The organism is Pseudomonas cremoricolorata DSM 17059 = NBRC 16634, from assembly GCF_000425745.1.
Taxonomy (GTDB): Bacteria; Pseudomonadota; Gammaproteobacteria; order Pseudomonadales; family Pseudomonadaceae; genus Aquipseudomonas; species Aquipseudomonas cremoricolorata.
The window spans coordinates 47414-71575 of sequence record NZ_AUEA01000017.1 but is presented as its reverse complement, the minus strand read 5'-3'; the positions used below and the strand labels follow the sequence as shown (position 1 = coordinate 71575).

The following is a 24162-nucleotide window of genomic DNA, read 5'->3' as shown; positions in this document are numbered from 1 at the left end:
TGAGCCGGTATCGCGTATGAAGTTTTTCTGCTCCATCCTGATCACCTGCGCCCTCGCCAGCGGCGCTGCCCATGCCTCCAGCAGCCAGGCCTGGAACGAACACCGCCAACTGATGCTCAAGAGTTGCCTGGCCGCCAGCCAGTTCAAGGATGCCCACGCCCGCGGCAAGCCAGCCGAGTTCGACGACCAGGTCGGCTACAGCGCCATGCTCATCGAAGGCGTATACCCGCAGAAATACATGAAGGGCCGCACCGGCACCGAGCTGTGCCTGTACGACCGCCGCGTGCAGAAGGCCTTCGTCAGCGAGTGGACCGCGGGCAAGTCGTGAGCGCCGCGTTGCGCTTCGCCTGCACCGGCTGTGGCAAGTGCTGCAGCGGCCACCATGTGCCGCTGACCCTCGAAGAAACCCGCCAGTGGGCCGCTCGCGGCGGCCAGGTGATCGTGCTCATCGAAGGCTTTGTCAGCGATGGGCCAGGCATGCCGGTCGAGCAGCGCGAACACGTGCTGCGCCGCTCGCTGGCGGTGCCCTGTGGGGCGGGCGAGGTGCGTGTGTCGGTGACCTTCGCCGCGTTCAACCCCGGACGCTGCCTGCACCTGGACGCTGCCGACCGCTGCGGCATCTATGAGGATCGGCCATTGGTGTGCCGCATCTACCCCATGGAAATCAACCCGCACATCCCGCTGCGTCCCGAAAACAAGGACTGCCCCAGCGAAGCCTGGGAGCAGGGCCCGCAGTTGATCCACGGGCAGATCGCCGTCGACCCGCACTTGCGCGCCTTGATCGAAGCCTCGCGTCAGGCCGACCGCGACGACATCGCAGCCAAGGTCGCGGTGTGCCAGGCCCTGGGCATGACCACCAGCGCGCTCAAGGGCAATGGATTCACCGCCTGGCTGCCAGACATGGCCGCTCTGGCCAACGCCTTGCAGCAGGACGTGCCCGCCTGCGCGCAGGCATGGCAACTGCACATCGAAGACCCGGCCATCAGCCATGACCTGGCCGCCCTGGGCGTACAGCTCACCGCACAACCCTCCGCGCATTACGCCTTCATCGGCTTCTGACACCGCCTGCGCCGCTCAACGACGCGGGTTTGCCGTCGATCGTGCGGCGAACGGGCCGGTATCTTTACCTTTTCTGCAACAGTGCTTATTCAACCTGACGCTGTTTCCGCCCCTTTCCAGGGACTACCGTAGTGGCGTTCACATAGCACTTGCCAAGCAAGAAGGTAGTTACATCATGTCCAACAGTATGGGTCTTGCCAGCGTCTTCGTTCTGTCTTCGGTGTTGTTGTCGCCCCTGGCCTTCGCCGAAGAGTCCCCGGTGTTCGCCGCGCGCAACCAAGCCGTGGCCGAACACGCCGAAGCGCTTTTCGCGCAGCAGCGCGACGTGGCAAAAGACGCGCAGCAGACCGCTTCGAAGGTTCAGGCGGACGATCACGTCGACAGCTGATCACAGCGCGCACGACACGCCGGGCAGTTTTCCTGCAACCTACGGTTGCACTGAGTCCCCCGCGTGTTAGCCTGCATGGCCGCTGCCAGACAGCGGCTTTTTCATGTTCGCGCAGGCGCAGGGAGGCGGTTATCCAGCAGGGTGAAAGCATCTTGGCGTGCTGTTCGACGTCACCTGCAAAGGAGCTCTCACCGGTGCTGTCCGCGTTCCGCTACACCCCGCTATTCGTTGCAATGGCTGCAACGATGCCTGTTCATGCCTTGGCCGACGATGCCCCCCAGGAAGGCTTCGTGGCCGGCTCTTCGCTGAACATCAAACTGCGCAATGCCTACTTCCATCGCAACCAGCTCGACGCGGGCGTGCATGACAACCGCGAGTGGGGCCAGGGTGCGGTGGCGCGCTTCGAGTCGGGCTATACCGAGGGCACGGTGGGTGTCGGTGTCGACGCCTTCGCCATGCTCGGCCTGAAGCTCGATGGCGGCGGCGGCCATGCCGGCAGCAGCATCCTGCCGCTGAACCAGCGCAGCGATGGCGAACTCGGCGCCGCGCCGCGCTCGTTCTCCACCGCCGGCGCGGCGCTCAAGCTGCGCGCCTTCGACACCGAGCTCAAGGCTGGCGATCTGTTCATCAACAACCCGGTGATCGCCGGCGGCGAAACCCGCATGCTGCCGCAGACCTTCCGCGGCGTCAGCCTGAGCAACACCTCGCTCGACGGCCTGCTGCTCGAAGCCGGCCAGGCCAGCTTCACCAAGCCCTACAACCAGAGCGGCCACCGCCGTATCGACAGCTTCTATGCGAGCCTGCCAGAGGGTCGTCACAGCGACCACCTGAACTGGGCCGGCGGCACCTGGAGCGGCACCGATGCTTTCAGTGCCAGCCTGTACAGCGCAGAGCTCAAGGACATCTGGCGCCAGCACTACCTCAACCTCGAATACACCTACGTGGTCAACGATCAGCTCAGCCTCAACCCCGGGTTGAACCTGTACCGCACCGAGGACACCGGCAAGTCGCTGCTCGGTGACATCGACAACACCACCTTCAGCCTGCACCTGATCGTCGCCGCCGGCGCGCACAGCGTCACTGCCGCCTACCAGCGGGTCAATGGCGACACGCCGTTCGACTACATCAACCAGGGCGACAGCGTGTTCCTCGACAACTCGCGGATGTACTCAGACTTCAACGGCCCCCACGAACGCTCGTGGAAACTGCAGTACGCCTACGACTTCGCCGGCCTCGGCGTGCCGGGGCTGACTTCGACCGTGTCGTACTCGCGCGGCACCCTCGACCTCACCCGAGCGAATGCCGACAGCGTTGGCTATGGCAGCTGGTACAGCGCCGATGGCAAGGATGCGCGGCACTGGGAGCGCGACCTGGATGTGAAGTACGTGGTCCAGCAAGGCGCTGCCAAGGACCTCTCGGTGTTGCTGCGCTATGCCAGCCACCGCGGTAGTCGCGGCTATTCCTCGGTCGACCGGGACAACGACGAAGTGCGGGTCATCGTCGATTATCCGATCAACGTGTTCTGAGTCATCTGCCGCCCTGGCGCAGCCGTTGCGCTTCGCCGCGGCTGGCGTCACGGCGGTTGGTGCGAGGGTGGCTCAGGCGCATTGACATCCTTGGGTCATGCTCCGGTAGTGGTTGTCCGACAATCTGCGCTTGCCTAGAATGGCGCCTTCCTTCACCGCAACCCCGCACGCTTTGCAGGGTTATAGAACCGTGAGCCTGCCGTTGCCCTCGCCTAGCGCTTTGTTCGCCGTGTTCAAGTCTCGTCCGGAGCTGTCGCTGAGCCTGGGTAGCTGCCTTGCGGTGCTGGCCATCGTCAGCATCGTCGGCTACCTGTTGGCGCGCGAGCGCGATGGCGTCGAGCAGGCGGCGATCCGCGGGTCGAACAACATCGTGCAGCTCATCGAAAGCGACATCCTGCGCAACGTCGAGCTTTACGACCAATCGCTGCGCGGGGTGATCTGGGGCGTCAAGCACCCGGAGCTGCTGCGTCTGCCGCCCGAACTGCGCCAGCAGATTCTGTTCAGCCAGGCCTTCACCACGCCAGTGCGCGGCGACATCCTCTGGCTCGATGGCAACGGCGAGGTGCGCGGCGACTCCACCAGCAGCACGCCACGCCAGGCCAATTTTGCCGACACCGCGCCGTTTCAGACGCACCAGCGCCAGCCGGGGCTCGGGCTGTTGATCAGTCCGCCGTTCAAGGCGCGCCTGGGCGATCTGGACTGGTGCATCAGTTTCACCCGGCGCATTTCCGGCGAGCATGGCGAGTTTCTCGGCATCGCTGCCGGGGCGCTGCGCCTGTCGTACTTCGACGAGCTGTTCAAGCGCCTGGACGTGGGCGAAGACAGCAGCGTCAACCTGTTCAACCTCGATGGCCAGTTGCTCGCGCGCCAACCTGTCCGCCCGGGCGACCCGCAGGTGGGCAGCAACTACGGCGCACGGCCCAACTTCCAGCGCATCATCAGCGAGCACAACGGTAGTTTCATCGCCCCTTCGGCAGAACGTAACGGCGAGCGGCGCATGTACACCTTCGCCAAGGTCGCCGACCTGCCGCTGATCGTGCTGGTGGTGCATTCAGTGGATGAAGTGTTCGCGCCCTGGCGACGCACGGCGATGCTGGTCGGGGGTGCCACAGGCGTGTTGTGCGTGGCGATCCTCTGGCTGAGCCTGCTGCTGGGCCGCGAATTGCGCCGGCGTCAGGTGGCCGAACAGAACCTCGAAGCGCTGGCGGCCACCGATGGCCTGACCGGCCTCGCCAACCGCCGACGTCTGGATCAGGTGTTACGCCAGGAATGGGCGCGCGCCCAGCGCAATGCGCAGCCGCTGGCGGTGCTGATGATCGATGTCGATGACTTCAAGGCCTTCAACCAGCGCCATGGCCATGCCGGCGGCGACCATGCCCTGCGCGAGGTGGCGCTGACCCTGCAGCGCTGCATCAGGCGACCTGCCGATCTGGCGGCGCGCTATGGCGGCGAGGAGTTTCAGGTGGTGCTGCCGGAAACCGACCTGGCCGGCGCCTATTGGCTGGCAGAGCGGATTCGCCAGGCAGTGGCGGCGCTGCCGCCGTTCGGCGGTGATAGCACTCCGGTTACGGTGAGCATCGGCATTGCCGTACACACAGCACAAACCCAGCAAGATCTGACGACCTTGCTGGGCTTGGCGGATGAAGCGCTCTACCGGGCTAAGGCTGCAGGCCGTAACCGGGTAGAGGGTGCGCTGGCTTAGGAGCGAGCGCGGGCCTGATCACGCAGGGCTTTGACCTGGTCGTGGTTACGCTGCACGCCGTCGAGTTGCTTTTGCACCAAGTGGTAAGCCCTGGTCGCGTTGGTGTCTACAGAACCGGTGGTGGCGGCGACTGGCGCAGTGGTAGTAGTACCCAGTGGCGCAGTGGTGGTACCCAGTGGCGCAGCATGGCCGGTGGCACCCAGCGGCGCTGCGTGATTGGTGCTCGCGCCGAGCTTGACCAGCTTCTCGCGGGCGTCCTTGTAAGCCTTGAGCGCATGGTCTTCACCGCGCTCGACTTCGTTCAACACCGCCTCTTCGTCCTTGCCGGTGAACAGCGACTTGAGGTTGACCCAGCCACGGTGCAGGTCGCCAGAGAAGCTGGTGGAAGTTTCGGGATCGCCGCCCAAGTGGCTGACTTCGGCCTGAAGCTCGCTGACGGCATCGCCGCATTCGATGGCGCGTTGTTCGAAGAACGCTTTGAGTTGCGGGTTCTTCACGTCATCGGCCGATTCTTTGAAACCCTTCTGACCGTCCTTGCTGTATTCGATCAGGTCGTTGAGGACGTCGATTACATCTTTGTTCGGATTGCTCATGGCTCAAACTCCTTGGCACTGGTTTAGTCCTAGGAATGGAGCAGCCTTCGTGCCAGCTTTCAGCCCCACATAAAACCCTTAAATATCAGCAAGCTATACGGAAGTGGCGTAACGCCATGCGTCGCGTTATGCATGATCGGTGTTGGGAGGTCGTGCAGTTTGCAGTATGGTCGGCGCCTTACTGTTCAGAGTGCCAGCGATGAAACCTGAAACCTTGCAACTGCTGGTCACCCGCAGCATGCCGTTCGGCAAGTACCAGGGCCGGCTGATCGCCGACCTGCCCGGGGACTACCTGGCCTGGTTCGCCCGCAAAGGCTTCCCGCCCGGTGAACTGGGCGGGTTGCTGGCGTTGATGCACGAGATCGACCACAACGGCCTGATGGAGCTGCTGACCCCATTGCGGGGCCAGCGCGGCTGACGTCGCCTCAGCCCTTGACCGGCGCCACGACCATCTCCACCGGTTCGCCCTTCTTGATCAGCGCATAGATCAGCGCCGTCACCAGGCTGCCGGCGACGATCGCCAGCAAATACAGCAAGGCATGGTTGATGGCGTTGGGAATCAGCATGACGAACAGCCCGCCGTGGGGCGCCATCAGCTTGCAGCCGAAGTACATCGATAGCGCGCCGGTCAGCGCACCACCGGCGATGCTCGCCGGAATCACCCGCAGCGGGTCCTTGGCGGCGAAGGGAATGGCGCCTTCGGAAATGAAGCACAGGCCCAGTACGAAGGCCGCCTTGCCGGCCTCACGTTCGCTCTGGGCGAACTTGCGCCGGGCGATGAAGCTGGCGATACCCAGGCCAATCGGCGGCACCATGCCCGCCGCCATGGTGGCGGCCATCGGCGCGTAGCTGGACGACGCCAGCAGACCGACCGAGAACGCATAGGCAGCCTTGTTGATCGGCCCACCGAGATCGACGCACATCATGCCGCCGAGCAGCACCCCGAGCAGAATGGCGTTGGTGGTGCCCATGCTGTCGAGGAACTGCGTCAACCCCTCGAGCATCGCCGCCACCGGTTGCCCGACCACGTAGATCATCACCAGGCCGGTGAACAGGCTGGCCAGCAGTGGAATGATCAGAATCGGCTTGAGCGCTTCGAGGCTGGTGGGCAGGCGTACCCATTGGGCAATCGCCTTGGCGCTGTAGCCGGCAAGAAAGCCCGCGACGATACCGCCAATGAAGCCGGCGCCCAGGGTACTGGCGAGAAGCCCGCCGATCATCCCCGGGGCCAAGCCGGGTCGGTCGGCAATCGACCAGGCAATGTACCCCGCCAGCAGCGGCACCATCAGTTTGAACGCGGCGTCCCCTCCGATCATCATCAACGCTGCGGGCAAGGTGCCCGGCTCTTTGTGGGCATTGATGCCGAAGACGAACGACAGCGCGATCAACAAGCCACCGGCCACCACCATCGGCAGCATGAACGACACACCGGTGAGCAAATGCTTGTACACCCCGGTCTTCTCGGCCTTGGCCGGCTCGGCGCTGGCTGCGCCGGCGCTTTCCTGCTTGCCCTCGGCCAGGGCCTTGTCCAGGGTCGCTGCGGCCTGCTTGAGGGCGATACCGGTGCCACAGCGGTAGATGCGCTTGCCGGCGAAGCGGGCCGTCGGCACTTCGATGTCGGCCGCCAGCAGCACCACATCGGCTTCAGCGATGGCCTCGGCCGGCAGTGGGTTACGCGCGCCCACCGACCCTTGGGTTTCCACGGTCAGCTGGTAGCCCTTGAAGGCCGCCGCTTGCTGCAAGGCTTCGGCGGCCATGAAGGTGTGCGCTACCCCGGTCGGGCAGGCGGTGACCGCCACCAGCTTCGGCGCTGCACTGGCCGGCGCGGCCTCGGCAGACGTGCTGGTCAGCGCGCTTTCGTCCAGCACCTGGGCATTGGCGGCAGCCTCGTCGAGGAACCGCTCACGGTCGGCCAAGGCCTGGGCCGGGGTGCTCTGGTAGACGCGCTTGCCGATGAAGCGCTGCACATCCAGCGCGCCGGTGGCGATCACCAGCACCCAGTCGGCCGCGGCGATCTGCGCTTCGCTCAGACGCTGCTCGGGGTGCTCGGGGTCGGCGACTTCGACGCTGACGCTCCAGCCGCGACGGTGCGCTTCGGCAGTCAGCAGGCGTGCGCTGAGTACGCTTGAGACCTGCCCGTTGGGGCAGGCAGTAACGATGGCGATATTCATCGGCGGGCCTCGGGTTGTTCGGTGATGTGCACGGCCGCTTGCAGACGCGCCAGTTGTTCGCGGTCGCGGATGCCGAAGCCGACCTGGGTCACCGCCTGCGCGGCGATGGCGGTGGCGCGGCGCAAGGTCTGCGCGGCCGGCTCGTCCTGCAACAGCCCATGCAGCATGCCGGCCACCAGCGAATCGCCGGCGCCGACGGTGCTCGCTACCTGCACGGCGGGCGGCTGCGCATGCAGCGTCGCGCCGTGGGAATACCAGCTCAGGCCCTCTGCGCCGTTGGACAACACCAGGTGCTCGACGCCCGCGTCCAGCAGGCGCTGCACCAACGCCTGGCGGGCAGCGGCATCGGGCACCGGCTGACCGAGCGCCTCGGCGAGCTCTTCGAAGTTGGGTTTGACCAACCATGGCGCGCAGGCAAGCCCGACGCGCAGTGCCTCGCCGCTGGTGTCGAGCACCACCTTCGCGCCCTGCCTGCGCAGTTGTTGCAGCAACTGCTCGAACCACGCGAGGGTGATGCCCCGCGGCAGGCTGCCGGCCACCACCACGGCATCGAACTCGGGCGTCAACTGCTCGAGGCGCCGCAGCAGCGCGCTCTGCGCCGCGACATCGACTTCAGGGCCTCGGCCGTTGATGTCGGTGACCCGGCCATCGGCTTCGACCAGCTTGAGGTTGCTGCGGGTCTCGCCCGGCACGCGCACGAAGTGGTCGGCAAAGCCGCGCCACTCGATCAGCGCTTCGAACGGTTGCAGATTGTCGCGGCCGAGAAAGCCCGCCACGCTGATCTCATGGCCAAGGTCGGCCAGCACCTGCGCGACATTCAGGCCCTTGCCGGCGGCATGGCTGTGCTGCGCGTGGCTGCGGTTGACCTGGCCGGGGCGCAGGCTGTCGAGGCTGACGGTGAGGTCCAGCGCCGGGTTGAGGGTCAGGGTCAGGATCTTGGCCATCAGTTGTGCTCCACCAGCGCGCGCACCGAGGCGGCGCTGTCTTGTTGCAAGGCGGCCTGTGCCAGGGCGCGGGCGGCTTGGAAATCGGTTTCACGGATCAACGCCTTGACCTCGGCGATGCTGCGCGCGGCCACGCTCAGTTCATCCACCTCGAGGCCCAGCAGAATCGCCACCGCCTGGGCATCGGCAGCCAGTTCGCCGCAGACCCCGACCCATTTGCCGTGGGCATGGGCGGCGCGCACGGTCATGTCGATCAGTTGCAGCACCGCCGGGTGCAGGCCGTCGGCCTGGGCCGACAGGCTCGGATGGCCGCGGTCGATGGCCAGGGTGTATTGGGTCAGGTCGTTGGTGCCGATGCTGAAGAAGTCCACTTCGCGGGCCAGTTGCGGCGCCAGCAGCGCGGCAGAAGGCACCTCGACCATGATCCCGACCTGCAGGTCGGCCACCGGTATCTCCAGGCGCAGGCGCTCGACCATGGCCTTGGCTTCGCGCCATTCGTGGATCTGCCCGACCATCGGGAACATGATGCGCAGCGGGCGGTTGTCGGCGGCGCGCAGCAGGGCGCGCAGTTGCTCTTCCATGATCTGCGGGCGCTGCAAGGTCAGGCGCACGCCGCGCACACCGAGGAAGGGGTTCTCTTCGGCAGCGATGGGCCAGTACGGCAGCGGCTTGTCGCCGCCCACATCGAGGGTGCGTACCACCAGCGGGCGACCGCCGAGGCCGTCGAGCACACGTCGGTAGTCGGCCTCCTGAGTGGCGGCATCCGGCGCCTGGGCGTGGCCCATGAAGATCAGCTCGGTGCGCAGCAGGCCAATGCCTTCGGCGCCTTGCTCGACGACCTTGTCGATACCCGCGGTCTCACCGACGTTGGCGAACACCTCCAGGGCATGACCGTCGCGGGTCACCGCGGGCTGATGACGGTCGACCCAGGCCGCCTGCAAGCGCTGCTCGCGGCGATCGCGCTCCGCCAGGGCCTGCTCGATTTCGGCGGCAGACGGCGCCACGCTGACCCGCCCGCGCTGGCCGTCGAGCAACAATGCCGTGCCCGCTTGCAGCGCAAGGATCGTCGCGCCCGTGCCGACCACTGCCGGAATGCCCAGCGCGCGGGCAACGATGGCGCTGTGCGCGGTGGCCCCGCCGTAGGCGGTGACGATACCGGCGACCCGCGCAGGATCGAGACGGGCGACATCGGACGGGCCGACTTCGGCCATCACCAGCACATAGGGCTGTTCCGGCTCGATGGCCTGCTGCACGCCGCACAGCTGCTGCAACACGCGCCGGCCGATGTCGCGCAGGTCGGCGGCGCGCTCGGCGAGCAAGGTGTCGTTGAGCGCTTCCTGTTGCCGGGCGGCGCTGTCGATCACCGCCATCCAGGCCGCTGGCGCGCTTTCACCCTCGGCAAGACGCTGCTGCACCTCATCGACCAAGGCCGGGTCGGCGAGCATTTCCTGGTGGGTGATGAAGATTTCGCCGATGGCCTTGTCGCTGCGTGCGATCAGCGCTTGCAGCTCGTCATCCACCGCCGCCAAGGCCTGTTCGAGGTGCAGTCGCTCTTCGCTCGGCGAGGTGCCGCGCAGCGGATAGTCGATGTCGCGCTCGACCTTCACGTGCGCCGGCCCGGTGGCGATGCCCGGTGAAGCCGACACGCCCTGAATCACGCTGCCGGCCGCCGGCGCCGTCACCTCGGCCACCACCGCAACGGGCGCAACCGCGGTATCGACCTGCGCCTCCTGCACTGGCTCGACTTCCTCGCCCAGGCCCTGCTCGATGGCCTGCAGCAGCGCCGGCAAGGCGTCGTCGGCGATCTGCGCTTCGGCCAGCAGCTCGAGGGTCTGGCCGCGGCGGGCGCCGAGGCTGAGCAGCTTGCTCAGGCTCTTCACCGAAACCGCGGCCTCGCCGCTGTCGACCACGCGCAGGCGAATCTCGCCGTCGAAGCTTTTCGCCAACTGCGCCAGCACCTTGGCCGGCCGCGCATGCAGGCCGTGGGCGTTGGCCAGGACGATGCGGGCGCTGGGCCAGTCCGGGATGACTTCACCGCCAAGCACTTCCAGTACGGTGCGGCTGCTGGTGGCCTGGTAGAGGGTCTGCCCGCGGCCTTCGATGAGCACTTCGCAGAGCCGTTCGAGCAGCGCCTGGTGCGCGGCGCCCAGGCTGGCCAGGCAGAACAGCCCACGCAGGGGTTGCTCGCGGTAGCGCAGCGGCTGCTGCGGCGTAATGAAGGCCAAGCCCGGTTGCAGCACGTGGCGCTCGCTGTGCAGCCACCACAGGCCATCGCCCAGCGGCAGCGGTTCGGCCTGTTGCAGCGCGGCGGTGAAACCCGCTTCGGCGCAGCCGGCACGGCGCAACAGGCGCGCGCCGCGCCAGCACAGTTCGTCGAAATCGTCGGCGGGCAGGTTGAGGCTGACCAGTTGCGCATCCAGCGCCAGTTCGCGCGGGGCGCCTTGCAACAGCTTGAGTAGCGCCTCGGGGGAGCTGGCGCGGCGCAGGGCCTCGGCCAGGTCGGTCTCGCCCAGGGCGCGGGTCAGCAGTTGCAGCAAGCGCAGGTGCTCGTCGGAACGCGCGGCGATGCCGATCGCCAGGTAGACGATCTGGCCGTCGCCCCAGTCGACGCCCTCGGGGAACTGCAACAGGCGCACGCCGGTGCTGAACACCAGGTCGCGGGTCTGCGGTGTGCCGTGGGGAATGGCGATGCCTTGCCCGAGGAAGGTCGAGCCCTGCGCTTCGCGGGCCTGCAGACCTTGCAGATAGCCTTCAGCGACCAGTCCATCGGCCACCAGCCGTTCGGCCAGCAGACCCAGGGCCTGGGATTTGTCAGCCGCTACCTGGCCCATCGCTATCTGCTCTTTGACGAGCTCGAGCATGACCTTCTCCTTTTGCAGCCCCGCGCCGGGGCCGAGGTATTGTTGTGGATGCATGAGTATGGATGATGGCGCAGAGCAGGCAGTGTGCCAGTCAGCAATAGGGCCGCGCGCCGTGCCATCGCGTTTCAGAAGGGCTAAAAACCTGGCAGTAATCACCCGCTGAAACGTTTAACCTGAACCGGCGGCCACGTTACTCGATAATCTGGCGGCGAAAAAGCCCCAGACTGTCGGACAATTGCGACGTTGGTCGTCTGCGCACCCTGGCGTGTCTGGGTAACACTAGCGGGCACGGCTGCGGATCCAGCCCGTTCATAAGAAGGAACCTTCGGTGAAACTCAGCGATATCGCCCGTCTGGCTGGAGTGTCAGTGACCACTGCCAGTTACGTCATCAACGGCAAGGCCGAGCAGCAGCGCATCAGCAGCAGCACGGTGGAACGGGTGCGGGCGGTGGTCCAGGCCCATGGCTTCATGCCCAATCCGCAAGCGGCCGGTTTGCGCAGCCGCCATACGCGCACCCTCGGTTTCATCCTGCCCGATCTGGAAAACCCCAGCTACGCGCGTATCGCCAAGCAACTCGAGGCCGGCGCGCGGGCTCGTGGCTATCAGCTACTGATCGCCAGCAGCGACGATCAGCCCGACAGCGAGCGGCAGTTGCAACAGCTGTTCCGCGCCCGCCGCTGCGATGCGCTGTTCGTCGCCAGTTGCCTGCCGCCGGACGATCACAGCTACCGCGAGGTGCTCGCCAACGGCCTGCCGGTGATCGGCATCGACCGCAGCCTCGACCCCGCGCAGTTCTGCTCGGTGGTCAGCGATGACCACCAGGCCAGCCTGCAACTGACCCGCAGCCTGCTCGACAGCGCCCCGCAGCGCATTGCGCTGATCGGCGCGCGCCCGGAACTGTCGGTCAGCCAGGCCCGCGCAGCCGGCTTCGACAGCGCCCTGCAAGGGTTCGATGGCGAGGTGCGCCGCTATGCGGGCGAAGCCTTCAGCCGCGCCTGTGGTCAGCGCCTGATGGACCAGTTGATCGATGAACTGGGCGGCCTGCCCGATGCGCTGGTGACCACCTCCTACGTGCTGTTGCAAGGCGTGTTCGATGCCCTGCAATGCCCTTCCGGCAGCGGACGGCATGTGCAGCTGGGCACCTTCGGCGACAACCAGTTGCTCGACTTCCTGCCGCTGCCGGTCAACGCCATGGCCCAGCAGCATGGCCTGATCGCCGCCGCTGCGCTGGAACTGGCCTTGGCCGCCATCGAAGAAAAGCGCTACGAGCCGGGCGTGCACGCGGTGCCGCGAACCTTCAAGCAACGTATCCGCAGCGCCTGAACATGCGCCTGATCGACACCCACACCCACCTCGACTTTCCCGACTTCGACAGCGATCGCGAATCGCTGTTGAGCGCGGCCAAGGCGGCGGGGGTCGAGCGGGTGATCGTGCTGGGGGTCGAGCAGGCCAACTGGCAACGGGTGTGGGATACCGTTTGCGCCCACCCGGGCTTGCATGCGGCGCTGGGCCTGCACCCGGTGTACCTTGAGGCGCATCAGAATCAGCACCTCGAGCAACTGCGCGGCTGGTTGCAGCGCCACCGGGGCGATCCACGCCTGTGCGCGGTCGGCGAGTTCGGCCTGGACTTCTACCTGCCCGAGCTCGACCGTCAGCGCCAGCAGTACTGGTTCGAAGCCCAATTGCAACTGGCGCTGGAATTCGAGCTGCCCGCGCTGCTGCATGTGCGCCGCAGCCATGCCGAGGTGATCGCCACGCTCAAGCGCCATGGGCTGCCGCGCGGCGGTATCGTGCACGCTTTCGCCGGCAGCTTCGAAGAGGCGCGTGAGTACATCAAGCTGGGGTTCAAACTGGGCCTGGGCGGCGCCGCGACCTGGCCGCAGGCGCTGCGCCTGCGGCGAACCCTGCCGCGTCTGCCGCTGGACAGCATCGTGCTGGAAACCGACGCCCCGGACATGGCCCCGGCGATGTTTCCGGCGCAACGCAACAGCCCGCTGCACCTGCCCGATATCGCCACCGCGCTGGCCGAGGTGATGGGCATCGAGCGCGAGCGCCTGGCCGAGGCCAGCAGCGCCAACGCCCGGGCGCTGTTCGGCTGGGACGATTGACCCCCCTCAGCCAAGCAACGTGCACAAGGCGAACGCCACGTACCACAGCACGGCACTGCGCAGCAGCAGGTCCCACAGGCTGTCGAGGCGCTGGTTGGCCTGATCGGCGCTGTCGTGCTCAGGAATGTCGTCTGCCACCCGGCCCAACTGCGCCACCCACGGCTCGGCGCGCAGCTGGCCGTTGAGCAGTTCATGCAGCATCACCCGGCTCACCGCAACGAAGTTGCCGACCAGAGCGAAACTGATGCCCAAGGCACGTACCGGCAGCCAATCGAGCCAGTGCCGCAGGCGCTCGGCCAGGGCCTGCACGGTCACCTGCCGGCTATGTTCGAGGGTCAGCGCCAGCAGGCGGTAGGCCAGCGCCGCAGCCGGGCCCAGCAGGAAGTACCAGAAGATCACCGCGAAGAAGCTTTGGTACGCCTGCCACAGCAGGTGCCCCTGCACCTGGCGCGACAGCTCGCCAGGCTGCTCGGCGCGCAGATCAAGGTCACGTTCGGCGACATGCAGGGCGCCCTGGTCATCGCCGCGCCGCCAGGCATCACGCAGTGGCCCCAGCGCAGCCTTGGCATCGCCTCGGCCCAGGCTGTACAGCAACACCAGCAGGTGCACCGGCAAGGCCAGCAAACCGTAGGCGACCGGCTGCAACACATGAAGCAGCAACGCCAGCAGCAGCACCGGCGCCAGCACGCAGATCGCCAGGGTCAGCCACGGCCGAGGCTGGCGCCCGCGTTCTAGGCGCAGCAGCTCGCCAACGAAGAACCCGTCGCGCTGCACGCGCCGGCGCAGGGCCGAGAACTTTTCGATCCACAGCACCAGCACCAACACCAGAAAACTCATGCTCTGCCCTCCTCTTGGGTCAACCCGGCGCGGTAGCGCGACCAGTCGAATGCCGGACCCGGATCGCTCTTGCGCTGCGGCGCGATGTCACTGTGGCCGCAGATGCGCGAGGCATCGATAGCCGGCCAGCAGGCCTGTATCTGCCGGGTCAGTCGCGCCAGTGCCTGATACTGCGCATCGCTGTAAGGCAGCACATCGGTGCCCTCGAGCTCGATGCCGATGGAAAAGTCGTTGCACCCCTCGCGGTCGGCGAAGCGAGACACCCCGGCATGCCAGGCGCGGTCGAGTAACGACACGAACTGCGTGACGCCACCGTCGCGCTCGACGAACAGATGCGCCGAGACCGTCAGGTGCTCGATGGTCTGGAAAAACGGGTGCTCGCTGGGATCGAGGCGATTCTGAAAGAACTGCTGGACTTTGCCGGTGCCGAAGCAGCCGGGTGGCAGGCTGATGTTGTGAATCACCAGCAAGGACACTGCCTCGCCCGCAGGACGGGCGTTGCAGTTGGGCGAAGGGCAATGGCTGACGCCGGAAAACCAGCCGCTGTCACGGTCCAGTTGCATGGGGGCATACCTGAAAGACGCGATGGGGCGCCCAGTATGCCGCGATGCCTTTACCCTGGGAATCATCGCCGCCGGCCATCTGCGCGGCGCTGTCAGTTCAGTGCAGCGGCCCGGCGCGCAATTGCTTGAGGGCCAGTTGCAGCGCACGTTCGAAGACTCGCCCGGTTTCCAGCAAGCGCACCTCACCTCGCTGCAGCGCCTCGAGCAGCTCAGCCCGGCGCCACTCGCGCACCTTCACCCCAGCCTGATTGGCAAATACGTAGCGGTCGCTGCCTTCTACCCGGGCCAGCAACCGGCAGCGCATGGGCGTGGCGCGCTGGCGTACTTCGATCCAGGTGCCAATGCGCAGCTGTTGCAGGCTCTTGAGCGCCGGATCATCGGCCTCCAGCAACACAGCGCCTGGCGGCGTCGGTTGCTCGGCCAGACGAATCGAGCGGCGAACGGTGATCAGGCGCAACGGGCCGTGGCTGGCGGCGGGCTGCGCGGGCGAGCGATAGGCCTGCAGGTGCAGGCGTTCGAGCTGTACGAAAAAGTCGCGCAGGCTCGAGGAATCGAGGGCGACGCTGTTCAGGCCTTCGCGCAGCGCCTTGAGCAGCGCTGGTACCTTGGCCACCAGACGCCGGCTGGCCGGTGCGTTGGGCACGACACTGGTCAGCAGGTCATCGACGGTGCGCAATGCGCTGTGCCAGGCCGGCGACGACTCGCCCTGCTTGAGCCAGGCCATCAGCAACACCTGGCTCCAGGCCTGGGCCAGCATCTCGAGTACCACGCTCGGTACCGCGCGACCGTGCAGGCGCTGGTTGAGCGCCGCCTCCACCGCCTGACGCGCGTGCTGCATGCGCAGCCTGCCCTGCTCGGCGTCGCGCGCACGCTGCTCGAGCAGATCATTGCGCCGACGCTCTTCCAGGCTCAGGGCAACAAAGGCATTGAGATGCTTCTGCACATCGGCGCCATCGTCGGCAAAGTCGTTGAGCACCCGCTGCACCGCACCGTCCAGGCGCAGGTACAAGTCGTCGGACGCCTGGTCATCGGCTTGCCAGCCAATCGCTGCGGCCGCCAGCTCATCGAGCAAGCGCCGCGCCGGATGGCTGGAACGGCTCAGCAGGCTCTTGTCGAGCAGCGCGACCTTGAGCAACGGCAAGTGCAGCCGAGCCAGCAGTGCGCGCATGCGCGGGTGCAGGTCGGCGTCGTGTTCGATGGCGGCAAAGATACGCGCCATCAGGTTGATGGTGTCTTCATCGTCATGGCTGAGCGCGCGGCGCTGACCGCTGCGCGCGGTGATCTTCAGCAGCAAGGCCTGCAACTCGTCGCCCAGGTCACTGGAAGCGGCACTGGCATGCCGTTGCAGGTGCGAGAGCATGCGCGACAGATCGTGCGCGGCTACCGCAGGCACCTGTTCGGGGGAGCGCAGGCGTGGCGTCAACTGCCCGCGCAAGGGTGCCAGCAAGGGTTGCAGATCAGCGAAAAGCGCCTCGCCAGCGGCCAGCTGCGCAGCGCTGCGCGAATCGTTCGGCATCGGCATCAACCGCCCACGCGGTTCGACGGGGGTCTGATCCGCAGCCAGCGGCAAGCTCGGCAACACCCCGGCGCCGACCAGCAGACGATTGGCTTCGGCGTAGCACGGCCCCATGCGGCGCAGCACGTGCGGCTCGAACAGCACGAGCAGTGCCTGGGTGCTCGCAGAATCGATAGCCCGCTCGGTGCATACCTCGACGAAACTGCGGCACAGCCACGCCGGGCTCAGCGGGTTACGCTGGCTGACCTCCAACGGCAATTCCAGCAGTGCCTCGAAACGCGCGTTGAGCTGCTCCAGCGCGGCGCCGTCGCGCAGCATGGCGCGCTCGATCATGGCCGCATCCGCTGCGTCGTCGCTCGCAGGCGCCGTGCCGGCGCTGCGCTGGAGCAGGGCGTCGTCGAGCAAGGCCATGCCATGGCCCTGAGTCAGTCGCGAAAAGGCCTCGTGGAACTGGTCGAGCACGCCCAGCTCGATGTGCTTGCGCTTGAAGCGCACCTCGCGCACCGCTTGCAGATAGCGAGGCTGCTCGGCTGCGTCGGCCTTGTCGACACGCTCGAGCAAGGTTTCGTCGGCGGCGTCGAACAGCGCCTGCAAGCCGTTACCCAATTGCACAGCGGCTTTGTCGCGCACTCTCAGCATCAGCAGCGGCAGGCCCGGCGCGAGCAGCGCGGCACGTCGGTCGATGGCCGAAGTCAGAGGGATAACGTTGCCTTCGTGGCGCATTTCAAGCTCCTTGCTGTTCATGGGCGGGGGTCAATCCGTGACGGCGCGCCGGCGCAGGTGTTGCTGTTTTTCAAAGACATAGAGCGACCGCTGCGGGGTTCGATACTGATTGACCGAAAAACGTTCCCGCTGCTCCCCTGGCCAGACCAAAGGTTGCCTGGCCAGCGGGTGTACACACCCGCCCCCTGCCCTATAATCGCCGCCACCTAGCCTGTGGAGCCGACCATGCCGAACCTACGCCTCGCCGACCTGACTGCCGAAATCGAAGCCAACGTGCGCCGCGCGCTGCTCGAAGACCTCGGCAGCGGCGACATCACCGCCCAGCTGATTCCCGCCGAGCGCCTGGCCAAGGCCACCATCATCACCCGTGAGGCATGCGTGATCGCCGGCAGCGCCTGGGTCGACGCCGTGTTCCGTCAGCTCGACCCGCGCGTAGCGGTGCATTGGCAGGTAGTCGACGGTCAGCGCGCCGAGGCCAATCAGGCGCTGTTCCACCTCGAAGGCCCGGCCCGCTCGCTGCTCAGCGGCGAGCGCACGGCGCTGAATTTTCTGCAGATGCTGTCGGGCGTGGCCACCCGGGCGGCCGCGCTGGCAAGCCTGGTAGAAGGCACTGGGGTGCGCCTGCTGGACACCCGCAAGACCCTGCCGGGCCTGCGCCTGGCGCAAAAGTATGCGGTGACCTGCGGCGGCTGCGACAACCATCGCATCGGCCTGTACGACGCCTTCCTGATCAAGGAAAACCACATTGCCGCCAGCGGCGGGGTTGGCGCTGCGGTCAAGGCCGCACACGGCATCGCCCCGGGCAAGCCGGTGGAAATCGAGGTGGAAAGCCTGGAAGAGCTGCGTGAAGCGCTGGCAGCGGGGGCCGATATCGTCATGCTCGACGAACTGAGCCTGGATGACATGCGCGAAGCGGTGCGTATCACTGCCGGCAAGGCCAGGCTGGAGGCCAGTGGCGGGGTCAATGAGCAAACCTTGCGGGTGATTGCCGAAACCGGGGTGGACTACATTTCCATCGGTGCCATGACCAAGGACGTCAAGGCGGTCGACCTGTCGATGCGCCTGAGCCTGTAACCCTGCCTCAAGGCACGACGGCGGTGGTCACCCGCCGTCGGCGCCCGATCAGAACGAAGCGTTGGCCAGGCCGTCGAGGTAGCGCTCGACGTCCAGCGCGGCCATGCAGCCAGCACCGGCCGAGGTGATCGCCTGACGGTAGACGTGGTCGGCCACGTCGCCTGCGGCGAACACGCCCTCGACATTGGTGGCTGTGGCATTGCCTTCACGGCCGCCATTGACCACCAGGTAGCCGTCCTTGAGGGTCAACTGACCTTCGAACAGCGAGGTGTTGGGGGTGTGGCCGATGGCGATGAACACGCCGTCGACGGTGATTTCGTCGAAGCTGCCATCGTTGTTTTTCAGTCGCGCACCGGTCACGCCCATGTTGTCACCCAGCACTTCGTCGAGGGTGGCGTTGAGCTTGAGTTCGATCTTGCCTTCGGCCACGCGGGCGTTGAGCTTGTCGATCAGGATCTTCTCGGCGCGGAAGGTATCGCGGCGGTGGACCAGGGTCACCTTGCTGGCGATGTTGGCCAGGTACAGCGCTTCTTCCACGGCGGTGTTGCCGCCACCGACCACAGCCACCGGCTTGTTGCGGTAGAAGAAGCCGTCGCAGGTGGCGCAGGCCGAAACACCCTTGCCCATGAACGCTTCTTCCGACGGCAAGCCCAGGTAACGGGCGCTGGCGCCGGTGGCGATGATCAGCGCGTCGCAGCTGTAGGTGCCGCTGTCACCGGTGAGGGTGTAGGGCTTGCTGGCCAGATCGACGGCGTTGATGTGGTCGAAGACGATCTCGGTCTCGAAGCGTTCGGCGTGTTCCTGCATGCGCTGCATCAGTGCCGGGCCGGTCAGGCCATGGGGGTCGCCCGGCCAGTTGTCGACTTCGGTGGTGGTGGTCAGCTGGCCGCCCGCCTGCAGGCCGGTGATCAGCAGCGGCTTGAGGTTGGCGCGCGCAGCGTAAACCGCAGCGCTGTAGCCGGCGGGGCCGGAACCCAGAATGATGACGCGCGAGTGACGAACTTCAGACATGACGAACTCCTGTGGAACCTGCCATCGACCGGCGGGCAAGCCGGTCAGACAGGGCTGGAATTGAAAGGGGCCTGTACAGCGCCGAAGGAAGACCTTCACCCACAGGCCCGCAAGAATGCATTGGGGCGGACTGTATCGAGGTGGCAGAGATTAAGGAAATATCCTTAGACAATCCACCTTATAGACAAGCTCTATGTACTGCTGTAGTCATTCAAAACCCTGCCAATGCTGCCTGACCCGGCCGGATCAGCCTGGGCGAACACCTTCCCCGCCTCGGCCAAACTCGGTAAGGTCAGCGCGTTTTTCCTTTCGATGGAGCCTGTCCATGTCCGCCCCCGTTCTGTCCGGCCCGCAATACCTGCGCGAAGGCCTGAGGCTGGTGCTCAGCCCCGGCCTGCGCCTGTTCGTGCTGCTGCCGCTGGCCGTCAACCTGTTGCTGTTCGGCGCCCTGGTGTACTTCGCAGGCCATCAGTTCAGCCTGTGGGTCGATACGCTGATGCCCGCCTTGCCGCAGTGGCTGAGCTTTCTCACCTATATCCTCTGGCCGCTGTTCGTGATGCTGGTGGTGTTGATGGTGTTCTTCACCTTCACCCTGGTGGCCAACATCGTCGCCGCACCGTTCAACGGTTTTCTGGCGGAAAAAGTCGAAGTGGTCGCCCGCGGCGAAGACACCTTCCCGCCATTCAGCTGGGGTGAACTGGTGGCGATGGTGCCACGCACGTTCAGCCGCGAGATGCGCAAGCTGGGCTACTTCCTGCCCCGCGCGCTGGGCCTGTTCGTGCTGTCGTTCATTCCCGTGGTGAACGTCATCGCCGCACCACTGTGGCTGATCTTCGGTATCTGGATGATGGCCATCCAGTACATCGACTACCCCGCCGACAACAACAAGATGAGCTGGCAAGACATGCTCGCCTGGCTGCGCAGCAAGCGCTGGCAGTCGCTGAGCTTTGGCGGCGTGACCTACCTGGCCCTGCTGATTCCTGGTGTCAACGTGCTGATGATGCCGGCGGCAGTGGCCGGGGCGACGTTGTTCTGGGTGCGCGAGAAAGGTGATACCCGCGTTGTCAAAACGACCGATCAGCGCCCCTGAGCCTGGCGCGCCCGCAGGAGCTTCCCATGAATCGCTTCAACCCCGCGAAACTCAAACTGTCGAAATGGACCGCGACGCAGCCGGTGAACCGTGAAAAGCACTTTCTGGTGACAGACCTCGAGCATGATGAAGCGGGCGTGCTGCTGCGCGTGGAACTGCAGGCCGTGCACAGCGGGCGCAGCGAGTGGCTCGACTGGCGGGTACTGCGCGACGCGCAGGTGTGGGCGATGGGCTGGAGATAGTGGTGGCTGAGCGCGGCTGAGACACATCTACCGCGTTGCGCGCTGGCATGCGGTTTTCAATGCGCGCCTGGCGGCACTTGCGCCGCCAGCCACCCATACAGGAAAACCACCATGACCGACGATCCACGCGACTACCTCGACCTCACCGACATTCCTGAACACCTGCAAGGGCTGCGTGTGCTGCAACACAAGGCAAGCTGGCGCCTTGACGAGAAACTCGGTGAAGCCGGTGTCACCACGCCAGCAGCGCAGATCTTCCTCAACAGCCATGACGGCAATGGCATGGTCATCGACTCGGCCTCGCTGGTGGATGTCGTGGTCAATGCCGTGCAGCACGGTGATCTGCCCACTCCGAGCGACGCATACTCGGGGCTGTTCTACGTGCAGTCGTCATTCGACGACGGCCATCGGGTCGGTGACGAACTGCCGCTCGATCAGGCCATGGACGTGGTCGCTCAGGTCCACGCCCAGTTGCAAGGCTGAACACTGTCACATCAGGCCCGCGCGCAGCGGGCCTGATGTCACTCAGCCGTTGAGCTGGTTGGAGAACTGCCCAACCGCTTCCACTACCCGCTTGGCCCCGTCCTGAATTTCCCCGATCACCCCACCGGTTTCATCTGCCAGCGACAGCCCCTGTTCAGCCTGGCGCTTGCTGGTGTCGATGATGTCCACCGCCGTTTGCGCAAGCTGCTCGTTCTGCTTCACCACGCGGGCAATCTCTTCGGTGGCGCTGCTGGTGCGTGAAGCCAGTTGCCGCACTTCATCGGCCACCACGGCAAAGCCGCGACCTTGCTCACCGGCGCGCGCCGCTTCGATGGCGGCATTGAGTGCCAGCAGGTTGGTCTGGCTGGCGATGTCGCTGATGGTCTTGATGATCGCGCCGATTACCCGCGATTGGGTGTCGAGCGCCTGAATGCCCTCTGCCGCCCGCTGCATCGACGATTCCAGGCCGCGCATGACCTCAACGCTCTGGGTCACCACGTCATTGGCCTTGTTGGCACTGGCGTCGGTGTCCAGCGAGGTCGAATAGGCGATGTCGGCGGCCTGCGCCACGGCCTGCTCGCGATTGACCTGATCGGTAACGACAGTGGCGAACTTGACCACTTTGTACAGCACGTCGTGGGCGTCGAAGATCGGGTTGTAGGACGCTTCCAGCCACACGATGTGGCCATTGGCATCGACACGTTTGAAACGATCGGCGATGTACTCACCACGACGCAGCTTTTCCCAGAACGCCTGGTAAGCGCTGGAGTTGTACTCGTGGGGTTCGCAGAAGATCTTGTGGTGGCGACCCTTGACCTGGTCGAGGCGATAGCCCATCGCATGCAGGAAGCGGTCGTTGGCGTGCAGCACCTCGCCGTCGAGGTTGAACTCGATCACCGCGGTGGAGCGCATCAACGCCTTGATCAGGCTTTCGTGCTCGCGCGAGGTCTTGATGGTGCGGGTCAGGTCGCTGGAGTGCAGGCTGAAGTGCTTGAGCCGGCCATCGGCGCAGCGCACCGGTTGCAGGATTGAGCGCAGCCAGGCTTCGTCACCATCGCCGCGCAGCAGACGGAATGCGCCGTGCAGATGCTCGCCCCGGGTCAGGGCCGAGTGCATGCGCTGGTAGAAGTCGAGTTTCTTGACATGCGCTGGCACGAACTCTTCCAGCGAGCGGCCGATCATCTGCTCGGGGCGGTAGTGCATTTCCTTGGCGAAGTTGTCGTTGACCTGCTCGATTTTCCCTTGCGGGTCGAGTTGCAACACCAGCATTTCGCTGTCAAGGCTGTCCATCACTTGCTGGACCGTGAGCAGATCCTCACGCAGCTGCTGCACCTTCTGCTTCAGTTTTGTATTGAACATCACCACACCCGCCCGAGCATCCGTCATTCGATGCCTGTTTCATCGGCAGCGCGCGCCCAGTTCTTGAGTGCTCGACGATTATATTTTCGCCATCCACGCCGCTGTTCCGACGCCCGGCGCCGCGCCAACGGTTGTCATGCAACCGCAACGCTGGAAGTGGACACTTTTTTCATGAATACAGCGCCCTTGCACATCGTTCTGGTCAGCGAAACCTTCCCGCCCGAAATCAACGGTGTGGCCAATACCCTTGGGCGCCTGAGCGAGGGCTTGCGCCAGCGTGGGCATCGGGTCGAAGTGGTGCGTCCGCGGCAAAAGGACGATGGCCCAGGCCAGCCCAACGCTGACCATCTGCTGACCCGCGGCTGGCCGCTGCCGGGCTACCCGGGGCTGCAATGGGGCGAGGTGTCGATGCACAAATTGCTGCGGCGCTGGCGGCGGCAGCGCCCGGATGTGCTGTATATCGCCACCCAGGGGCCACTGGGGCTGAGCGCCCTGCGCGCAGCACGGCGCCTGGGCATTGCCATGGTCAGCGGTTTTCACACCAACTTCCCGCAGTACTCGGGCCAGTACGGGCTCGGCCTGCTGGCGCGCTTGCTGACCTTCTACCTGCGCGCCTTCCACCGCCGTACCGCCATCACCCTGGTACCCAGTGCCAGCCAGCGCCTTGACCTGCAACGCCGCGGCTTCGAGCGACTGGCTTTGATGGCCCGCGGCGTCGATGCCGAGCTGTTCAACCCTGCCAAGCGCAGCCAGGCGCTGCGCGACACTTGGGGATTGGCCGCAGACGACATCGCCGTGCTGCAGGTTGGCCGGCTGGCGGCGGAAAAGAACCTGGGCCTGCTCGAACCGTGCATGGCGGCATTGCAGCGCGCCTACCCGCAGCGTCGCCTGCGCCTGATCGTCATAGGTGATGGACCGCAGCGCACACAACTTGAGCAACGCTTGCCCGACGCGCTGTTCTGCGGCGTACAGCGCGGTGAGCACCTGGCCGAACATTACGCCAGTGGCGACCTGTTCCTGTTTCCCAGCCTGACCGAAACCTTCGGCAACGTCGTGCTCGAAGCCATGGCCTCGGGGCTGGCCGTGGTGGCCTTCGATGAAGCAGCGGCTGTCCAGCACATCCAGCACGGGCACAGCGGCGCGCTGGCGATGCCGGGTGATAGCGCAGGCTTCGTGGAGGCCGCCTGCTGGCTGCTCGAAGAAGATGAAACCTTGCGCCGCGTGCGTCTGAACGCGCGCCAGCACGCCCGCCAGCAAGGCTGGGCGAGCATCGTCGAGCAGTTCGAAGGGTATTTGCTGGCTGCCGGCACGCAGAGCGCCAAGCAGGCTCAGCCAGCCAAACCGGTCGCCATGCGCAACAAGTCTGTCTGAATTCAGGCCAGGGCTTTCTCGATGGCCTGAATCAGCGCCGCATCGTCAGGTGCGGTGCGCGGCGCGAAGCGGCCCAGCACGCGGCCATCGCGGCCGACCAGAAACTTCTCGAAATTCCAGCTGATATCTCCGGGAAACTCAGCCCCCTCGCCCGCCAACAGGCGATACAGCGCGTGCCGCTGCGCACCGTTGACTTCGAGCTTGGCACTCATCGGAAAGCTCACGGCATATTCGCGGGTACAGAAGGCCTCGATGGCCTGCTCGCTGTCAGGCTCTTGGGCAGCGAACTGATTGCATGGCAGCCCGAGCACACTGAAGCCCTGGGCCTGGTAGCGTTCGTGGAGTGCCTGCAAAGCGGCGTACTGCGGCGTGAGCCCACATTTGGAAGCCACGTTGACCACCAGCAGCACGTGCCCTTTGAGGGCCGCAAGCGGCAGCTCGCCACCGGTCAACGCCTGTACCTTCACCTGATGAAACGCACTCATGCTCGACCCCTTTGCGGCTTGGCTGGACTCACAGCCGGCGCTGAACAGCGCCCAC

At 65.7% G+C, this 24162-nt stretch carries 22 protein-coding genes and 2 pseudogenes; 13 read left to right on the top strand and 11 right to left on the bottom strand.

The window, feature by feature from the left end; all coding sequences use genetic code 11:
- Positions 1 to 16: 16 nt before the first annotated feature.
- The 5 genes from H618_RS0118040 (at position 17) to H618_RS0118015 (ending at position 4675) form a co-directional block, all read left to right on the top strand.
- Positions 17 to 328 (top strand): hypothetical protein, encoded by a 312-nt coding sequence (locus tag H618_RS0118040; protein ID WP_028696399.1) that lies wholly within the window; start codon positions 17 to 19, stop codon positions 326 to 328.
- Positions 325 to 1059, top strand: a complete 735-nt coding sequence (locus H618_RS0118035) for a YkgJ family cysteine cluster protein (protein WP_028696398.1) — start codon at positions 325 to 327, stop codon at positions 1057 to 1059. Before H618_RS0118040 ends, H618_RS0118035 begins: the two co-directional genes overlap by 4 nt.
- Positions 1060 to 1234: 175 nt before the next feature.
- Positions 1235 to 1447, top strand: a complete 213-nt coding sequence (locus H618_RS0118030) for a hypothetical protein (RefSeq protein ID WP_028696397.1) — start codon at positions 1235 to 1237, stop codon at positions 1445 to 1447.
- 194 nt (positions 1448 to 1641) lie between these two features.
- Positions 1642 to 2973 (top strand): OprD family porin, encoded by a 1332-nt coding sequence (locus tag H618_RS0118025; RefSeq protein ID WP_028696396.1) that lies wholly within the window; start codon positions 1642 to 1644, stop codon positions 2971 to 2973.
- Positions 2974 to 3175: 202 nt separating this feature from the next.
- The gene (locus H618_RS0118015; protein ID WP_028696395.1) at positions 3176 to 4675 is read left to right on the top strand and encodes a sensor domain-containing diguanylate cyclase; all 1500 of its coding nucleotides are present in this window, start codon (positions 3176 to 3178) and stop codon (positions 4673 to 4675) included.
- Here the strand turns inward: H618_RS0118015 and H618_RS23520 are convergent.
- Positions 4672 to 5268: a ferritin-like domain-containing protein gene (locus H618_RS23520; RefSeq protein WP_028696394.1), complete on the bottom strand. Its 597-nt coding sequence runs from the start codon at positions 5266 to 5268 to the stop codon at positions 4672 to 4674. The genes H618_RS0118015 and H618_RS23520 overlap by 4 nt on opposite strands.
- A 199-nt stretch (positions 5269 to 5467) precedes the next feature.
- Here H618_RS23520 and H618_RS0118005 point away from each other — a divergent pair, with 199 nt between their 5' ends.
- A complete protein-coding gene (locus H618_RS0118005) occupies positions 5468 to 5686 on the top strand; it encodes a DUF3820 family protein (protein ID WP_028696393.1) in 219 nt (72 codons plus the stop codon).
- 7 nt (positions 5687 to 5693) lie between these two features.
- Here H618_RS0118005 and H618_RS0118000 read toward each other — a convergent pair whose 3' ends face one another.
- The 3 genes from H618_RS0118000 to ptsP are packed head-to-tail and all read right to left on the bottom strand — an operon-like array spanning position 5694 to position 11244.
- Complete coding sequence (locus H618_RS0118000) at positions 5694 to 7439, bottom strand: PTS fructose-like transporter subunit IIB (protein WP_028696392.1); 1746 nt, start codon at positions 7437 to 7439, stop codon at positions 5694 to 5696.
- Positions 7436 to 8383: a 1-phosphofructokinase gene (gene pfkB / locus H618_RS0117995; RefSeq protein ID WP_028696391.1), complete on the bottom strand. Its 948-nt coding sequence runs from the start codon at positions 8381 to 8383 to the stop codon at positions 7436 to 7438. The genes H618_RS0118000 and pfkB overlap by 4 nt, the downstream gene beginning before the upstream one ends.
- On the bottom strand, positions 8383 to 11244 hold the full coding sequence (ptsP, locus tag H618_RS0117990) for a phosphoenolpyruvate--protein phosphotransferase (RefSeq protein WP_028696390.1): 2862 nt from the start codon (positions 11242 to 11244) through the stop codon (positions 8383 to 8385). The genes pfkB and ptsP overlap by 1 nt, the downstream gene beginning before the upstream one ends.
- Before the next feature lie 328 nt (positions 11245 to 11572).
- Between ptsP and cra the strand changes: the two genes are divergently transcribed.
- Both cra and H618_RS0117980 read left to right on the top strand, forming a co-directional pair.
- A complete protein-coding gene (gene cra, locus H618_RS0117985; protein WP_028696389.1) occupies positions 11573 to 12568 on the top strand; it encodes a catabolite repressor/activator in 996 nt (331 codons plus the stop codon).
- A 2-nt stretch (positions 12569 to 12570) separates the two neighbouring features.
- Entirely contained in the window at positions 12571 to 13353 is a 783-nt protein-coding gene (locus H618_RS0117980) for a TatD family hydrolase (protein ID WP_028696388.1), read from the top strand.
- A gap of 6 nt (positions 13354 to 13359) precedes the next feature.
- On the opposite strand, the gene ampE is transcribed toward H618_RS0117980, so the two are convergent.
- The 3 genes from ampE to H618_RS0117965 form a co-directional block, all read right to left on the bottom strand.
- Positions 13360 to 14190, bottom strand: a complete 831-nt coding sequence (gene ampE, locus H618_RS0117975; RefSeq protein WP_028696387.1) for a regulatory signaling modulator protein AmpE — start codon at positions 14188 to 14190, stop codon at positions 13360 to 13362.
- Positions 14187 to 14753 (bottom strand): 1,6-anhydro-N-acetylmuramyl-L-alanine amidase AmpD, encoded by a 567-nt coding sequence (ampD, locus tag H618_RS0117970; RefSeq protein ID WP_028696386.1) that lies wholly within the window; start codon positions 14751 to 14753, stop codon positions 14187 to 14189. Before ampD ends, ampE begins: the two co-directional genes overlap by 4 nt.
- 97 nt (positions 14754 to 14850) lie before the next feature.
- Entirely contained in the window at positions 14851 to 16992 is a 2142-nt protein-coding gene (locus tag H618_RS0117965) for a DUF1631 family protein (RefSeq protein ID WP_028696385.1), read from the bottom strand.
- 225 nt (positions 16993 to 17217) lie between these two features.
- Here H618_RS0117965 and nadC point away from each other — a divergent pair, with 225 nt between their 5' ends.
- A complete protein-coding gene (gene nadC, locus H618_RS0117960) occupies positions 17218 to 18066 on the top strand; it encodes a carboxylating nicotinate-nucleotide diphosphorylase (protein ID WP_028696384.1) in 849 nt (282 codons plus the stop codon).
- Between the two features lie 48 nt (positions 18067 to 18114).
- Here nadC and trxB read toward each other — a convergent pair whose 3' ends face one another.
- Complete coding sequence (trxB, locus tag H618_RS0117955) at positions 18115 to 19077, bottom strand: thioredoxin-disulfide reductase (RefSeq protein ID WP_028696383.1); 963 nt, start codon at positions 19075 to 19077, stop codon at positions 18115 to 18117.
- 325 nt (positions 19078 to 19402) lie between these two features.
- Here trxB and cysZ point away from each other — a divergent pair, with 325 nt between their 5' ends.
- From cysZ to H618_RS0117940, 3 genes are all read left to right on the top strand, one after another.
- Positions 19403 to 20167: a sulfate transporter CysZ gene (cysZ, locus tag H618_RS0117950; protein WP_028696382.1), complete on the top strand. Its 765-nt coding sequence runs from the start codon at positions 19403 to 19405 to the stop codon at positions 20165 to 20167.
- A 26-nt stretch (positions 20168 to 20193) separates the two neighbouring features.
- Complete coding sequence (locus H618_RS0117945; protein WP_028696381.1) at positions 20194 to 20409, top strand: TIGR02450 family Trp-rich protein; 216 nt, start codon at positions 20194 to 20196, stop codon at positions 20407 to 20409.
- 111 nt (positions 20410 to 20520) lie between these two features.
- Positions 20521 to 20892 carry a hypothetical protein gene (locus tag H618_RS0117940; protein ID WP_028696380.1) on the top strand — a complete coding sequence of 124 codons (372 nt, stop codon included), beginning with the start codon at positions 20521 to 20523 and terminating at the stop codon, positions 20890 to 20892.
- 42 nt (positions 20893 to 20934) lie between these two features.
- Here H618_RS0117940 and H618_RS23505 read toward each other — a convergent pair.
- A pseudogene (locus H618_RS23505) lies at positions 20935 to 21360 on the bottom strand (methyl-accepting chemotaxis protein); the annotation flags it as partial.
- A gap of 114 nt (positions 21361 to 21474) precedes the next feature.
- A pseudogene (locus H618_RS23500) lies at positions 21475 to 22161 on the bottom strand (PAS domain-containing protein); the annotation flags it as partial.
- Between the two features lie 261 nt (positions 22162 to 22422).
- Between H618_RS23500 and H618_RS0117930 the strand changes: the two are divergent.
- Entirely contained in the window at positions 22423 to 23622 is a 1200-nt protein-coding gene (locus H618_RS0117930) for a glycosyltransferase family 4 protein (protein ID WP_028696378.1), read from the top strand.
- 2 nt (positions 23623 to 23624) lie between these two features.
- Here the strand turns inward: H618_RS0117930 and H618_RS0117925 are convergent, their stop codons facing one another.
- Positions 23625 to 24107, bottom strand: coding sequence for a glutathione peroxidase (locus H618_RS0117925; protein ID WP_028696377.1), 483 nt, complete (start codon positions 24105 to 24107; stop codon positions 23625 to 23627).
- Positions 24108 to 24162: the final 55 nt, after the last annotated feature.

Coding starts and splice junctions, on each gene's coding strand:
- H618_RS0117945 (WP_028696381.1), top strand. CDS start 20,194: ATGAATCGCTTCAACCCCGCGAAACTCAAACTGTCGAAATGGACCGCG.
- ampD (WP_028696386.1), bottom strand. CDS start 14,753: ATGCAACTGGACCGTGACAGCGGCTGGTTTTCCGGCGTCAGCCATTGC.
- nadC (WP_028696384.1), top strand. CDS start 17,218: ATGCCGAACCTACGCCTCGCCGACCTGACTGCCGAAATCGAAGCCAAC.
- H618_RS0118000 (WP_028696392.1), bottom strand. CDS start 7,439: ATGAATATCGCCATCGTTACTGCCTGCCCCAACGGGCAGGTCTCAAGC.
- H618_RS0117940 (WP_028696380.1), top strand. CDS start 20,521: ATGACCGACGATCCACGCGACTACCTCGACCTCACCGACATTCCTGAA.
- H618_RS0117930 (WP_028696378.1), top strand. CDS start 22,423: ATGAATACAGCGCCCTTGCACATCGTTCTGGTCAGCGAAACCTTCCCG.
- cysZ (WP_028696382.1), top strand. CDS start 19,403: ATGTCCGCCCCCGTTCTGTCCGGCCCGCAATACCTGCGCGAAGGCCTG.
- H618_RS0117965 (WP_028696385.1), bottom strand. CDS start 16,992: ATGCGCCACGAAGGCAACGTTATCCCTCTGACTTCGGCCATCGACCGA.
- trxB (WP_028696383.1), bottom strand. CDS start 19,077: ATGTCTGAAGTTCGTCACTCGCGCGTCATCATTCTGGGTTCCGGCCCC.
- H618_RS0117925 (WP_028696377.1), bottom strand. CDS start 24,107: ATGAGTGCGTTTCATCAGGTGAAGGTACAGGCGTTGACCGGTGGCGAG.
- H618_RS0118030 (WP_028696397.1), top strand. CDS start 1,235: ATGTCCAACAGTATGGGTCTTGCCAGCGTCTTCGTTCTGTCTTCGGTG.
- H618_RS0118040 (WP_028696399.1), top strand. CDS start 17: ATGAAGTTTTTCTGCTCCATCCTGATCACCTGCGCCCTCGCCAGCGGC.
- pfkB (WP_028696391.1), bottom strand. CDS start 8,383: ATGGCCAAGATCCTGACCCTGACCCTCAACCCGGCGCTGGACCTCACC.
- H618_RS0118005 (WP_028696393.1), top strand. CDS start 5,468: ATGAAACCTGAAACCTTGCAACTGCTGGTCACCCGCAGCATGCCGTTC.
- H618_RS0117980 (WP_028696388.1), top strand. CDS start 12,571: ATGCGCCTGATCGACACCCACACCCACCTCGACTTTCCCGACTTCGAC.
- H618_RS23520 (WP_028696394.1), bottom strand. CDS start 5,268: ATGAGCAATCCGAACAAAGATGTAATCGACGTCCTCAACGACCTGATC.
- ampE (WP_028696387.1), bottom strand. CDS start 14,190: ATGAGTTTTCTGGTGTTGGTGCTGGTGCTGTGGATCGAAAAGTTCTCG.
- ptsP (WP_028696390.1), bottom strand. CDS start 11,244: ATGCTCGAGCTCGTCAAAGAGCAGATAGCGATGGGCCAGGTAGCGGCT.